This is a genomic window from Oxalobacteraceae sp. CFBP 8761 (assembly GCA_014841595.1).
GTDB lineage: Bacteria > Pseudomonadota > Gammaproteobacteria > Burkholderiales > Burkholderiaceae_D > Telluria.
On record JACYUE010000005.1, the window covers coordinates 222,624 to 234,829 of the forward strand.

Here is a 12,206-nt window from a genome sequence, read left to right on the forward strand (position 1 = left end):
TGATGGATCTCATCGCCACCATCGACCGCCAGCTGGACACGCTGGCCGCGCGCAGCCTGACGCGCCGCCGCCGCATCACCGATGGCGCCTGCGCGCCGCGCCAGCTGGTCGACGGCCGTGACCTGCTGGCTTTTTGCAGCAACGATTACCTGGGCCTGGCCGCGCATCCACAAGTCATCGAAGCGCTGCGCGAAGGCGCGCAGCTGTATGGCGCCGGCAGCGGCGCCTCGCACCTGGTGTCGGGCCACAGCCGCGCACACCATCTTCTCGAGGAGCGTTTGGCCGAGTGGATGGCGCCGCACCTCGAGCAGGCGCGCGCGCTGACGCTGTGCACCGGCTACATGGCCAACCTCGCGATCCTCAGCGCTTTGGGTCTAGATGCCGATGCGATGATCTTTTCCGAGGCGCTGAACCACGCCTCGCTGATCGACGGCGCCCGGCTTGCGAAAGCGGGCGTCACGGTCTATCCGCATGGCGACGTCGAAACGCTGACACAACTCCTGGCAGCCAGCAGCGCCAGCACGAAGATCGTCGTCACCGACAGCGTGTTCAGCATGGATGGCGACCTGGCGCCGCTGCCGGCACTGCTGGCCGCGTGCGAGCGCCACGGCGCCTGGCTGGTGGTCGACGATGCCCACGGCTTCGGCGTGCTGGGCCAGAACGGGCGCGGCGCACTGGAGCATTTCAGCCTGCGCTCGAGCAACCTGATCTACATGGGCACGCTGGGCAAGGCCGCCGGCGTCGGCGGCGCGTTCGTCGCCGCGCATGCCAGCGTGATCGAATTGCTTATCCAGCGCGCGCGCCCGTATATCTACACGACGGCCTGCCCGCCGGCGCTTGCACACGCCTTGCTCGCCAGCCTTGCTATCATGGGCGGTGACGAAGGCGCAGAACGACGTACGCACCTGGCACGACTGGTCGAGCAACTGCGCGGTGCACTGCGTCTGGAACGCTGGGAACTGGCGGCGTCGACCACCCCGATCCAGCCCGTCATCATCGGCAGCAACGACGCTGCGCTGCACGCCGCCAGCCGCCTGCATGACCAGGGCTTGTGGGTGCCGGCGATCCGCCCACCGACCGTGGCGCCCGGTACCGCGCGTCTGCGCGTGACCTTGTCCGCCGCCCATGCCACGGATGACGTGGCGCGGCTGGCGCAGGCGCTCAACGAACTGGAAAAGGCCGCACCATGAACAATCTGAATGACACCGATGCACCGGTCATCGCGCAACCCGCGCTGGACCCCGAGGTCGACCTGACCGAGTTCGATGAACCCGTGCTGGAACCCGAACTCGAACTGCGCGCCGACGACCTGCCAATGCGCTTTGCGTGCTTTGTCACCGGCACCGATACCGAGATCGGCAAGACGCTGATCTCGGCTGCGATCCTGCACAAACTGGTGGCCACAGGCCAGCGCGCCTGCGGCATGAAGCCGGTCGCGGCCGGCGCTGAAGAGAAGGATGGCGTGCTGCACAACGACGACGCCGACCAGCTGATCGCGGCCGGCAACGTGCACCTGCCAGCGTCGCTGACCACGCCCTACCTGCTGCGCGAACCGGCCGCGCCCCACATCGCCGCCGCCCTTGAGGGCGTCACGATCGAGCTGGTGCCAATCCTGGCCGCCTTTGCCGAGGTCCAGGCCGCGTCCGACGCGGTCGTGGTCGAAGGCGTGGGGGGCTTTCGCGTGCCCTTCAACGACGACTTCGACAGCGCCGACCTGGCCGCACAACTGAACCTGCCCGTGATCCTCGTCGTCGGCATGCGCCTGGGCTGCATCAGCCATGCGCTGCTGACGGTCGAAGCGATCGTGGCGCGCGGCCTGGTGCTGGCCGGCTGGGTCGCCAACACGGTCGACACGGACATGCGCTTTGCGCAAGAGAACATCGCGGCGCTGACCCAGCGTATCCCGGCGCCACTGCTGGGGCACGTGCCGCGCCTGAACGAACCGACGGCTGCTGCGGCAGCCGAATTTATCGACCTCGCCGGACTGCCAGGCTGGCCGTCCACGCGGGTCTAGTTTTTGAAGGAACCGAAATGACCAATATGAACACTGTCGCCCTGCACCGCCCAACGGCAGCCATCAAGCCGCCCGAGAATGCAACCTGGCCGCTGGCCGACGTGCTCGCGCTGTTCGACCTGCCGTTCACCGAACTGATGCACCGCGCGTCGACCGCGCACCGCCTGAACTTCCCGGATGGCGACGTCGAACTGGCGACGCTGCTGTCGATCAAGACCGGCGGCTGCGAAGAAGACTGCGGCTACTGCCCACAGGCGGCGCGCTACGACACGGGCGTGGAAGCCAAGAAGCTGCTCGACATCGACACGGTGCTCGACGCGGCGCGCGCGGCCAAGGCCAGCGGCGCGACGCGCTTCTGCATGGGCGCGGCCTGGCGCAGCCCGAAAGAGCGCGACATGGACAAAGTCGAAACGATGGTGCGTGAAGTGAAAGCACTGGGCATGGAAACCTGCGCCACGCTGGGCATGCTCGAAGCCGGCCAGGCCGAACAGCTCAAGCGCGCTGGCCTGGACTACTACAACCACAATATCGACACGGCGCCGGACTTCTACAACAACGTCATTTCAACCCGCGAATACCAGGACCGCCTGGACACGCTGGGCCGCGTGCGCGAAGCAGGCCTGAAGGTCTGCTGCGGCGGCATCGTCGGCATGGGCGAGACGCGCGAACAGCGCGCCGGCCTGATCGCGCAGCTGGCGAACCTGAACCCGTATCCGGAATCGGTGCCGGTCAACCACCTGGTGCAGGTGGCGGGCACGCCGCTGCACGGCATGGACAAGCTCGACCCGATCGAATTCGTGCGCACCATTGCAGTGGCGCGCATCACGATGCCACAAGCGCGCGTGCGCCTGTCGGCGGGCCGCCGCGAAATGGGCGAAGCCGTGCAGGCGATGTGCTTCATGGCCGGCGCCAACTCGATCTTCTACGGCGACAAGCTGCTGACTACGGAAAATCCCGAGGCCGATGACGACCGCGTGCTGCTGGAAAAACTGGGTCTGAAAACCCGCGCCGCGACGCTGGACTCGGCGCCGAAGGAAGCCTGCAGCTGCTAAAGGTCGTAGCAAGTGCAGTACTAAGCGCAGTATCCGCGCGGCCGGGGAGACACGGCCGCGCAAGCACCACCCGAACAACCATAAGCGAAAGATAACGCGCATGTTCACCAAACTCCTCATCGCCAATCGTGGCGAGATCGCCTGCCGTGTGGCCGCCACCGCGCGCCGCATGGGTATTCGCACCGTGGCCGTGTATTCCGAAGCCGACGCCGGCGCCAAGCACGTCGCGGTCTGCGATGAGGCCATCCTGATCGGCCCCGCCGCCGCGCGCGACAGTTATCTGCGCGGCCAGAAAATCATCGAGGTCGCCAAGGCCACCGGCGCGCAGGCGATCCACCCCGGCTACGGCTTCCTGTCCGAAAACGCGGAGTTTGCCGAGGCCGTGCACGCCGCCGGCCTCGTGTTCGTCGGCCCACCCGCGGCATCGATGCGCGCGATGGGTTCGAAGTCGGCCGCCAAGCAGCTGATGGAAAGCGCCAATGTGCCGCTCGTGCCGGGCTACCACGGCGACGCGCAGGATCCCGCCTTCCTGCGTGAGCAGGCCGACCGCATCGGCTACCCGGTGCTGCTCAAGGCCAGTGCCGGCGGCGGTGGCAAGGGCATGCGCGTGGTCGAGCGTTCCGAAGATTTCGAAGGCGCGCTGGCCTCGTGCAAGCGCGAAGCGATTTCCAGTTTCGGCGACGACAAGGTGCTGGTCGAGAAGTACCTGATCCGCCCGCGCCACATCGAGATCCAGGTGTTTGCCGACAGCCTGGGCAACTGCGTCTACCTGCACGAGCGCGATTGCTCGGTGCAGCGCCGGCACCAGAAGGTGCTGGAAGAAGCGCCCGCCCCCGGCATGCCGCCGGAGCGCCGCGCCGCGATGGGTGAAGCCGCCGTGAACGCTGCGCGCGCCGTCGGCTATGTCGGCGCCGGCACCGTCGAATTCATTGCCAACCAGGACGGCTCGTTCTACTTCATGGAGATGAACACGCGCCTGCAGGTCGAGCATCCGGTGACCGAAATGATCACCGGGACCGACCTGGTCGAATGGCAATTGCGGGTCGCCTTTGGCGAAGCGCTGCCGAAACAGCAGCATGAACTGGGCATCCACGGCCACGCGATCGAAGCGCGCGTGTATGCCGAAAATCCCGAGAAGGGTTTCCTGCCGTCGATCGGCACCTTGCGCCATATGGACGTGCCGCGTGCGGTCGCGTTCGAGCTGGGCAGCGACGGCGCCAATCCGGCCGCCGTGCGTGTCGATTCCGGCGTGCGCGAAGGCGATGCGATTTCGCCGTTCTACGATCCGATGATCGCCAAGCTGATCGTCTGGGGCGCGGACCGCACCCAGGCGCTGGCGCGCATGTCGCAAGCGCTGAGCGAGTTCCGCATCGTCGGGCTGGCCACCAATATCGCGTTCCTGAAACGCCTGGTCGAGGGCGAGGCGTTTGCCACGGCCGACCTGGACACGGGCCTGATCGAGCGCCATGGCGCGACGCTGTTCCCGCCAGCCGCGCCGGCGCCACTGGGCGCACTGGCGCTGGCCGTGTTCGCGCTGCGCGAGGGCGCCGCCAACGCGGCCAACGACGCCGATCCATGGAGCCAGGCCAGCGGCTGGCGCATGAACGGCGACTACCGCCGCGTGCTGTCGTGGTCCGACGAATTTGGCGCCTACCGCGTTGGCCTGACCTACCGCCGCGACGGGCTCGAAATCGACCTCGATGGCCAGGCGCAGCGCGTGGAGCGTGTCGGTCACACTGGCGACGAACTGGCGCTGCGCCTCGGCGAGACGGCCGTCCAGGGTGTCGTGCGCCGCGACGGCGATGTGTTCCACGTATTTACCGGCGGTCAGCATTTCACGCTGACGTACAATGATCCGATGGCCCACGCCGGCGAAGTCGAAACGCTCGGTGGCCGCCTGACGGCGCCGATGCCGGGCAAGGTGGTTGCAGTGCTCGTCCAGGCCGGCGCCACGGTGGTGAAGGGCGAACCGCTCGTCATCATGGAAGCGATGAAGATGGAACACACCATTGCCGCGCCGGGTGATGGCGTGGTCGAGGATGTGCTGTACGAGGTCGGCGACCAGGTTGCCGACGGCGCACCGCTGCTGGCCTTCAAGGCGGCGTAAGCAACACCCATAAAAACCACCCTACACGATGAGGGGGAGACATGCGGATTGTCCTGTACCGGGGCGATGGCGTCAGCGAGCCTTGGGAACACGCGTTTGCCAGCGTGCTGCCAGGCGCCCAGACCGTCATCTGGAAAGAAGGCGAGCAACTGGCGCACTGCGATTACGCGGTGCTGTGGAATCCGGCGCCGGCCCTGCTGGCCCAGTTGGGGAGCGTCAAGGCGATCTTCCTGATGGGCGCCGGCGTCGACGCGCTGCTCAAGTTTGGCGATGCCTTGCCCGACGTGCCGCTGGTGCGCCTGGGCGACGCCGGCATGGGCGTGCAGATGGCCGAGTATGTGGCGCATGCAGTGCTGCGCTACTTCCGCCGCTTCGACGAATATGAACAGCAGGCCAGGCACGGCGCCTGGAATCCCCTGCCCCAGCATCCGAAAGAATCGTTCACGATCGGCGTCATGGGCCTGGGCCGGCTGGGCATGCCGGTGGTCGAGGCGATGCGCCATTTCGGCTTTCCCGTGCGCGGCTGGAGCCGCAGCCCGAAAGACATCCCGGGCGTGCCAACCTATGCCGGCATGGCGCAATTCGGCGACTTCTTGCACGGCACGCGCGTGCTGGTCTGCCTGCTGCCGCTGACGCCGGACACCGCCAACCTGCTCGACCGCCACAACCTGGGCAAGCTGGCGCCTGGCGCGTACCTGATCAACGTCTCGCGCGGCGCGATCCTGGCCGAGCCCGACCTGATGACGCTGATCCGTTCCGGGCACATTGCCGGCGCCACGCTCGACGTGTTCCGCCACGAGCCGCTGCCGGCCCAGCACCCGTTCTGGAACGAGCCGCGCATTGCCCTCACTCCGCATATTTCGGCGCTCACCATGCGCCAGGACGCCGTGCGCCAGATCGTCGACAAGATCGACGCCCTGGAACGCGGCCAACCGGTCGACGACCTCGTCGACCGCCAACGTGGATATTAAGAAATGACACCCCTGCCAACGAAGGTCAAGATTGTCGAAGTCGGCCCCCGCGACGGCCTGCAGAACGAAAAAGAAGCGCTCGGCGCTGACGTGAAAATCGAACTGGTCGAGCGCCTGGCGCGCGCCGGGTTCGTCAATGTCGAGGCGGCCGCATTTGTCTCCCCCAAGTGGGTGCCGCAGATGGCAACCTCCGCCGAAGTGCTGGCCCGCATCGAACGCCGGCCCGGCACGATCTATTCGGCGCTGGTGCCGAACATGCAGGGCTTCGAGGCCGCGCTGGCCGGCAAGGCCGACGAGGTCGTGGTGTTCGGCGCAGCGTCCGAGGCGTTCTCGCAAAAGAACATCAACTGTTCGATTGCCGAGTCGATCGCGCGCTTCGAGCCGGTCGCGCGCGCGGCCAAGGAACACGGCCTGCGCCTGCGCGGCTCGATCAGCACGGCATTCGGCTGCCCGTACCAGGGCGCCGTGTCGCTCGATGCCGTGGGCGACGTAGTGGCGCGCATGCGTGACCTGGGCTGTGACGAGATCGATATCGCCGACACGATCGGCGTGGCAACCGCGCGCCAGACGCAGGCCGTGATGCTGCGCGCAGCGCAAGAATTCCCGATGGGCCAGCTCGCTGGCCACTTCCACGACACGTATGGTCAGGCGCTGGCGAACATCTACGCGGCGCTGGAAGTGGGCGTGGCGATTTTCCACTCGTCAGTGGCGGGCCTGGGCGGCTGCCCGTATGCCAAAGGCGCAACCGGCAATGTGGCAACCGAGGACGTGCTGTATCTGATGCAGGGGTTGGGCATTGAAACGGGCGTGGATCTCGACCAGGTGGTCGATGCCGGTTTGTTCATCTCGGCACAGCTGGGCCGCAAGAGCATCAGCCGCGCCGGCAACGCGCTGGCGGCCAAACGGGCCGGGTAACGCGCAGGCCCCGGCGATGCCGGGGCTTTTGCCATAAACAGGCCGCACAACGAAAAAAGCCGACAACTCACGTTGTCGGCTTTTCTCTTAATGCTGGTCGGAGTACAAGGATTCGAACCTTGGACCCCCTGGTCCCAAACCAGGTGCGCTACCGGGCTGCGCTACACTCCGAAGAAGCAAGATAATACCGGCTTGCCGTCACTTGGTCAAGGATTTCATGCCAAAATCCTTACTCGCCCCGGATCTGCAGCGCCCGCTCATACAAGGCATTCTTCTTGCGCCCCGTGATCTGCGCCGCCAGATTGGCTGCCTGCTTGACGCTGCATTCGGTCAGCAGGATCTGCAGCACGCGCTCGGCCTCGATGTCTTCGGCGTCGCTCGCTTCCACTGCCCCCTCGACCAGCACGACAAATTCGCCCTTCTCGCGGTGCGCGTCGGCCTTGACCCAGGCCAGCGCCTCGCCCAGCGTGCAGCGGTGGATTTCCTCGAACATCTTGCTCAGTTCGCGGGCAAACACGACCTGGCGGGTCGGCTCGAACGCGGCCACCAGGGCTTCGACGCAATCGACGATCCGGTGCGGCGCTTCGTAGAACACGAGCGTCGACGTTTCGCGCGTCAGGGGCGCCAGCGCCGTTTCGCGCCCCTTGGCCTTGGCTGGCAGAAAGCCGACAAAGTGGAAGCGATCATTGACCAGGCCGCTGGCCGACAGCGCCGTGATCGCCGCCGACGGGCCCGGCAGCGGCACGACGTTCAGGCCGGCGGCGCGGACGGCGTCGACGATGCGCGCGCCCGGATCGGACACGCCCGGCGTGCCGGCGTCGGACACCAGCGCCACCCGCTGGCCGGCGCGCAGGCGCTCGACAATCTTGTCGGCCACCTCGCGCTCGTTGTGCTGATGCGCGGCGATCGTGCTCTTGGAGAGACCAAAGCGTTGCAATAACGCGCCAGTCTTGCGCGTGTCTTCACAGGCGACGACGTCGGCCAGGGCCAGCAGGTGTAAAGCACGCAGGGTGATGTCGGTGACGTTGCCAATCGGAGTAGCCACGACATACAGCGTTGCGGTAGGATAGGACTGCTGGGCCGCCTCGCCCATGACGGGAAGTCGGGCGATGTCGATGGTCTGCTGTTCTGTCATATAGGGTTCCGATGCTGAAGAAAAAAAATCTCACGGGCTTGATTGCCGCTTCTCTTACGACACTGCTGGCCGCGTGCGGCAGTACGCCCCTGCCACCCGATACCGGTTGTGGCATGCCAGGCGGATTGTGCGGCCCAGGCGCGTCAGTGACAAGTGGTGCGCCTGTCGCACCTGCCGAATCTGCTTATACACCACCTGCGCCGCGTTCCGATAGCGGTGTCCAGACCAGTCCGGTCGAATTGCCACCGAGCGCCGACGGCAGCACGCCAAGTGCGGCGGTCGCGCCAAGCGGCCCCACGGTCCGTGTCGCGCTGCTCCTGCCCCTTGAATCGCAGGCGCTGGCCCAGCCGGCCGAAGCAGTACGCGCCGGCTTCATGGCCGCGTACGACCAGCAACGCGGCGGCGTTACCGTCAACCTCGTGCCCACCGGCGACTCGTCGCAAGCCGCACTTGACGCCTACCGCATGGCGGCCGCCGAGAACGACATCGTGGTAGGCCCGCTCGCGCGTCCTGCCGTGGCGGCCCTGGCCACGAGCGGCGCCGTCACCAAGCCGACCATCGCGCTGAACCACCCGCAGGTGGCGTCCGCGCTGCCGTCCAAGATGCTCGTCATCGGCTTGTCGCTCGAAGAGGAAGCGCGCCAGGTAGCCGACTGGGCTGCCGGTGAGCAACCGTCCGGCCAGGCACTGGTGCTGACCGGCCGCGCTACCTGGCAGCAACGCCTGTCGGGCGCCTTCAGCGCGCGCTGGTCCGAGCTGGGCCGCACCCAGACCACGGTCGAGCTGCCCAATGCGGGCGGCTATGTCGACGGCAATGCGCTGGCCGACCTGCGCGCGCGCCTGCAATCGCAGCCGCCGCAACTGGTCTACGCGGCGCTCGACGCCAACAGCCTGCGCCAGGTCCGCAGCGCGCTCGGCACCTCGATGCCTACGTATGGCACGGCCTCGGTCAACCCGGGTCGCGACCCGGCCAGCATCCCGCCTGAGCTGGTCGGCGTGCGCATCCTCGACCTGCCATGGACCGTCCAGGCCGATCACCCGGCCGTGGCAAGCTACCCGAGCTGGAGCAGCGGCGGCCAGGGCCTCGACCTGCAACGCCTGTACGCGCTGGGCATCGACGCCTACCGCATCGCGCGCGAACTGTCGCTGCGCCCGTCCGGCGCATTCGAGCTCGACGGCGCCACGGGCCGCCTGTCGATCGACATGGGGCAAGGCGCACGCGCGTTCCGCCGCGTCGAAACCGGCGTCGTCGTGCGGGATGCGATGCCTGGCGCCGATGGCGCCGCCGTGACCGGCCGCGTCTTCGAAGCGGTCTCCACCGGCCAGTAATATGTGGCCCGGGCGCCTGTCTCAACGGCAGGCCCAGGGCCACCAGTATGAACTTGCCGCCAGCGCCTACCTGCGCCGCCACAGGCTGGCGCCGGTGGAAGAAAACTTTCGCTGCAAGGGCGGCGAAATCGACCTGATCATGCGCGACGGCGCCACCCTCGTGTTCGTCGAAGTGCGCCAGCGCGCCAGCAGCAGACAGGGCGGCGCCGCAGCCAGCATCACGCCGGCCAAGATCCGGCGCCTGGTCTGCGCGGCCCAGGTGTACCTGCTGCGCTTTCCCGTCACCCCGCCCTGCCGCTTCGACGTCATCGCCATCGACGGCGAACACATCGAGTGGCTGCAGAACGTGATTGAAGTGTAAGCAATTTTTACCGACCTTGCCCAGTGCCCCTTGCTACTACACTATAATCCTCGGCTATGAATACACAACGCATCCTCGCTCACTTCCAGGAGAGCGCTGACCTGAAGATGAGGTCGGCTGCAACCCTGGCTCCCCACATTTCGCAGGCGGTCGAACTCATGTTCGGCGCCCTGTCCAATGGCAACAAGATCCTGGCCTGCGGTAACGGCGGTTCGGCCGCCGACTGCCAGCACTTTGCCGCCGAGCTGGTCGGGCGCTTCGAACGCGAGCGCTTCCCGCTTCCGGCCATCGCGCTGACCACCGATACGTCGATCCTGACCGCCGTTGGCAACGACTACAGCTTCCGCGAAATCTATTCCAAGCAGGTGCAGGCCTTCGGTCAGGCCGGCGACATCCTGCTGGCCATTTCCACTTCGGGCAACTCGGGCAATGTGCTCGCTGCGGTCGAAGCGGCGCTCGAGCGCGAAATGCGCATCGTGGCGTTTACAGGCAAGGACGGCGGCCAGTTGGCCAAGCTGCTGACCGACGCCGACGTCCACGTCAACGTCCCGCATTCGCGCACCGCGCGGATCCAGGAAGTTCACCTGTGCGCCATTCACTGCATCTGCGACGGTATCGACGTCGCGCTGTTCGGAGGAGACGAGAATGCGTAATACCCGCCGGCCCATGGCCGTGCTGTTGACGAAAGTCGTTCTGGGCTCGGCCCTTTTGGCATCGCTGTCGGGCTGCTTTGGCCTGATCGTCGGCGCCGGGATCGGCAGCGCCGTCTCGGCGGTCGACCGCCGCACGCTGGGCGCCCAGACCGAAGACAAGTCGGTCACGGTCAAGGCCGAGATCAAGATGCGCGAAGTCACGAATGGCAACGGCAACATCAACGTCACGAGCTTCAACCGCAAGGTGCTGCTTACCGGCGAAGTGCGCGACGAGGCCATGAAGGCCGCGGCCGAGCGCGAAGTGCGCAAGATCGAGAACGTCGTGTCGGTCATCAACGAGCTGAAGATTTCGGGTTCGTCGAGCTACACGTCGCGCTCGAACGATGCGCTCATCACCACCAAGGTCAAGGCCAGCCTGGTCGACATGAAGACCGTGTCGGCGATCTCGTTCAAGGTCACGACCGAACGCGGCGTGGTCTACCTGATGGGTCTTGTGACCCCGCGCGAAGGCAATATCGCTGCCGATGTCGCCAAGGGCGTCTCGGGCGTGACGAGCGTGGTGAAGATCTTCGAATACATCAGCGAAGAAGACGCACGCGCCAAGCAGACCAACGCACAGAACGCACCGCAGGGTTCCTGAACCCCGGGTGCATCCGCACCATGCAAAAAAGCGGCAGGGCTATAATGGCCCTGCCGCTTTTTTTATTCGATCGCCGACCATGACCGCATCCACACCTTCCCGCTCCTGGATCAAGCCTGCCGCCATCGGCGCCGTCGTGCTGGCGCTGGCCGGTATCGGCTACGCGTCGCTGGCCAGCAGCACGCCGGCCCCGGACGTCACGTTCATCAGCATCGCCGGCGACAAGGTGTCGACGCAGTCGCTGCGCGGCAAAGTCGTGATGGTCAACTTCTGGGCCACCTCGTGCGTCACCTGCGTCAAGGAGATGCCCGAGATGGTCGCGACCTACAACAAGTACAAGGCCCAAGGCCTGGAATTCGTCGCCGTCGCGATGCAGTACGACCGGCCCGACTACGTGCTGAACTTCGCCGAGCAGCGCAAGCTGCCATTTACCGTGGCGCTTGATTCGGCGGGCGACATTGCGCGCCAGTTCGGCGACGTCACGCTCACGCCCACTACCTTCCTGATCGACAAGCAGGGCCGCATCATCAAGACCTATGTCGGCACGCCTGACTTCGGCGCGGTGCACAAGCTGATCGAGAAAGAGCTGGCCGGCTGATCCTGGTTATGCTTTCGGATACAGGATCATCTGCGTGCAGCGAAACAGCGCGATGGTCTTGCCGCTGGCCTTGTCCGTGACGGTGGCGTCCCAGATCTGCGTCGTGCGGCCCAGGTGCACGGCGGTGGCGACGCAGGCGATGGTACCTTCGCGCGCGGTGCCCAGGTGGTTCGATTTCAATTCGATCGTCGTGAAGTTCTGCGCGCCTTCCGGCAGATTGCTGATGCAGCCATAGCCGGCGCAGGTATCGGCCAGCGTGACCACGCTGCCGGCGTGCAGGTAGCCGTTCGGCGCCAGCAGGTGCGGCGCGACCGGCATCTCGGCGGCCAGCTTGCCAGGGCTGACCTCCGTAATCTGGATGCCCAGGTGGCCGGGCAGGTACGTTGCGCCGAAGGTGTTGAAGGCGTCGGTGGTATGCGGGATGCTCATGGG

Annotated in this window: 13 protein-coding genes and 1 tRNA gene; 11 read left to right on the forward strand and 3 right to left on the reverse strand. The window is 66.3% G+C overall.

The window, feature by feature from the left end; genetic code table 11:
• Positions 1 to 2: 2 nt before the first annotated feature.
• From bioF to IFU00_22115, 6 genes are all read left to right on the forward strand, one after another.
• Complete coding sequence (gene bioF, locus IFU00_22090; protein MBD8544973.1) at positions 3 to 1,190, forward strand: 8-amino-7-oxononanoate synthase; 1,188 nt, start codon at positions 3 to 5, stop codon at positions 1,188 to 1,190.
• Complete coding sequence (gene bioD, locus IFU00_22095; GenBank protein ID MBD8544974.1) at positions 1,187 to 2,014, forward strand: dethiobiotin synthase; 828 nt, start codon at positions 1,187 to 1,189, stop codon at positions 2,012 to 2,014. The genes bioF and bioD overlap by 4 nt, the downstream gene beginning before the upstream one ends.
• Positions 2,015 to 2,040: 26 nt before the next feature.
• The gene (bioB, locus tag IFU00_22100; GenBank protein MBD8544975.1) at positions 2,041 to 3,066 is read left to right on the forward strand and encodes a biotin synthase BioB; all 1,026 of its coding nucleotides are present in this window, start codon (positions 2,041 to 2,043) and stop codon (positions 3,064 to 3,066) included.
• Positions 3,067 to 3,166: 100 nt separating this feature from the next.
• Positions 3,167 to 5,173 carry an acetyl/propionyl/methylcrotonyl-CoA carboxylase subunit alpha gene (locus IFU00_22105; GenBank protein ID MBD8544976.1) on the forward strand — a complete coding sequence of 669 codons (2,007 nt, stop codon included), beginning with the start codon at positions 3,167 to 3,169 and terminating at the stop codon, positions 5,171 to 5,173.
• A 41-nt stretch (positions 5,174 to 5,214) separates the two neighbouring features.
• Positions 5,215 to 6,144, forward strand: coding sequence for a glyoxylate/hydroxypyruvate reductase A (locus tag IFU00_22110; protein MBD8544977.1), 930 nt, complete (start codon positions 5,215 to 5,217; stop codon positions 6,142 to 6,144).
• Positions 6,145 to 6,147: 3 nt separating this feature from the next.
• Positions 6,148 to 7,059: a hydroxymethylglutaryl-CoA lyase gene (locus IFU00_22115; GenBank protein ID MBD8544978.1), complete on the forward strand. Its 912-nt coding sequence runs from the start codon at positions 6,148 to 6,150 to the stop codon at positions 7,057 to 7,059.
• A 94-nt stretch (positions 7,060 to 7,153) separates the two neighbouring features.
• Here the strand turns inward: IFU00_22115 and IFU00_22120 are convergent.
• Positions 7,154 to 7,230: transfer RNA gene (locus IFU00_22120), tRNA-Pro, on the reverse strand.
• A 58-nt stretch (positions 7,231 to 7,288) separates the two neighbouring features.
• Entirely contained in the window at positions 7,289 to 8,194 is a 906-nt protein-coding gene (gene rsmI / locus IFU00_22125; protein ID MBD8544979.1) for a 16S rRNA (cytidine(1402)-2'-O)-methyltransferase, read from the reverse strand.
• 11 nt (positions 8,195 to 8,205) lie between these two features.
• Here rsmI and IFU00_22130 point away from each other — a divergent pair, with 11 nt between their 5' ends.
• From IFU00_22130 to IFU00_22150, 5 genes are all read left to right on the forward strand, one after another.
• Positions 8,206 to 9,522, forward strand: coding sequence for a penicillin-binding protein activator (locus IFU00_22130; protein MBD8544980.1), 1,317 nt, complete (start codon positions 8,206 to 8,208; stop codon positions 9,520 to 9,522).
• Position 9,523: 1 nt separating this feature from the next.
• The gene (locus IFU00_22135) at positions 9,524 to 9,883 is read left to right on the forward strand and encodes a YraN family protein (protein ID MBD8544981.1); all 360 of its coding nucleotides are present in this window, start codon (positions 9,524 to 9,526) and stop codon (positions 9,881 to 9,883) included.
• Between the two features lie 56 nt (positions 9,884 to 9,939).
• Complete coding sequence (locus tag IFU00_22140) at positions 9,940 to 10,536, forward strand: phosphoheptose isomerase (protein MBD8544982.1); 597 nt, start codon at positions 9,940 to 9,942, stop codon at positions 10,534 to 10,536.
• A complete protein-coding gene (locus tag IFU00_22145; GenBank protein MBD8544983.1) occupies positions 10,529 to 11,176 on the forward strand; it encodes a BON domain-containing protein in 648 nt (215 codons plus the stop codon). Before IFU00_22140 ends, IFU00_22145 begins: the two co-directional genes overlap by 8 nt.
• Before the next feature lie 79 nt (positions 11,177 to 11,255).
• Positions 11,256 to 11,774, forward strand: coding sequence for a TlpA family protein disulfide reductase (locus IFU00_22150; GenBank protein ID MBD8544984.1), 519 nt, complete (start codon positions 11,256 to 11,258; stop codon positions 11,772 to 11,774).
• A 6-nt stretch (positions 11,775 to 11,780) separates the two neighbouring features.
• On the opposite strand, the gene IFU00_22155 is transcribed toward IFU00_22150, so the two are convergent.
• The gene (locus IFU00_22155) at positions 11,781 to 12,203 is read right to left on the reverse strand and encodes a PaaI family thioesterase (GenBank protein ID MBD8544985.1); all 423 of its coding nucleotides are present in this window, start codon (positions 12,201 to 12,203) and stop codon (positions 11,781 to 11,783) included.
• Between the last annotated feature and the right edge of the window lie 3 nt (positions 12,204 to 12,206).

Coding starts and splice junctions, on each gene's coding strand:
- IFU00_22105 (MBD8544976.1), top strand. CDS start 3,167: ATGTTCACCAAACTCCTCATCGCCAATCGTGGCGAGATCGCCTGCCGT.
- bioB (MBD8544975.1), top strand. CDS start 2,041: ATGAACACTGTCGCCCTGCACCGCCCAACGGCAGCCATCAAGCCGCCC.
- bioD (MBD8544974.1), top strand. CDS start 1,187: ATGAACAATCTGAATGACACCGATGCACCGGTCATCGCGCAACCCGCG.
- IFU00_22110 (MBD8544977.1), top strand. CDS start 5,215: ATGCGGATTGTCCTGTACCGGGGCGATGGCGTCAGCGAGCCTTGGGAA.
- IFU00_22155 (MBD8544985.1), bottom strand. CDS start 12,203: ATGAGCATCCCGCATACCACCGACGCCTTCAACACCTTCGGCGCAACG.
- bioF (MBD8544973.1), top strand. CDS start 3: ATGGATCTCATCGCCACCATCGACCGCCAGCTGGACACGCTGGCCGCG.
- IFU00_22115 (MBD8544978.1), top strand. CDS start 6,148: ATGACACCCCTGCCAACGAAGGTCAAGATTGTCGAAGTCGGCCCCCGC.
- rsmI (MBD8544979.1), bottom strand. CDS start 8,194: ATGACAGAACAGCAGACCATCGACATCGCCCGACTTCCCGTCATGGGC.
- IFU00_22130 (MBD8544980.1), top strand. CDS start 8,206: ATGCTGAAGAAAAAAAATCTCACGGGCTTGATTGCCGCTTCTCTTACG.
- IFU00_22135 (MBD8544981.1), top strand. CDS start 9,524: ATGTGGCCCGGGCGCCTGTCTCAACGGCAGGCCCAGGGCCACCAGTAT.
- IFU00_22145 (MBD8544983.1), top strand. CDS start 10,529: ATGCGTAATACCCGCCGGCCCATGGCCGTGCTGTTGACGAAAGTCGTT.
- IFU00_22150 (MBD8544984.1), top strand. CDS start 11,256: ATGACCGCATCCACACCTTCCCGCTCCTGGATCAAGCCTGCCGCCATC.
- IFU00_22140 (MBD8544982.1), top strand. CDS start 9,940: ATGAATACACAACGCATCCTCGCTCACTTCCAGGAGAGCGCTGACCTG.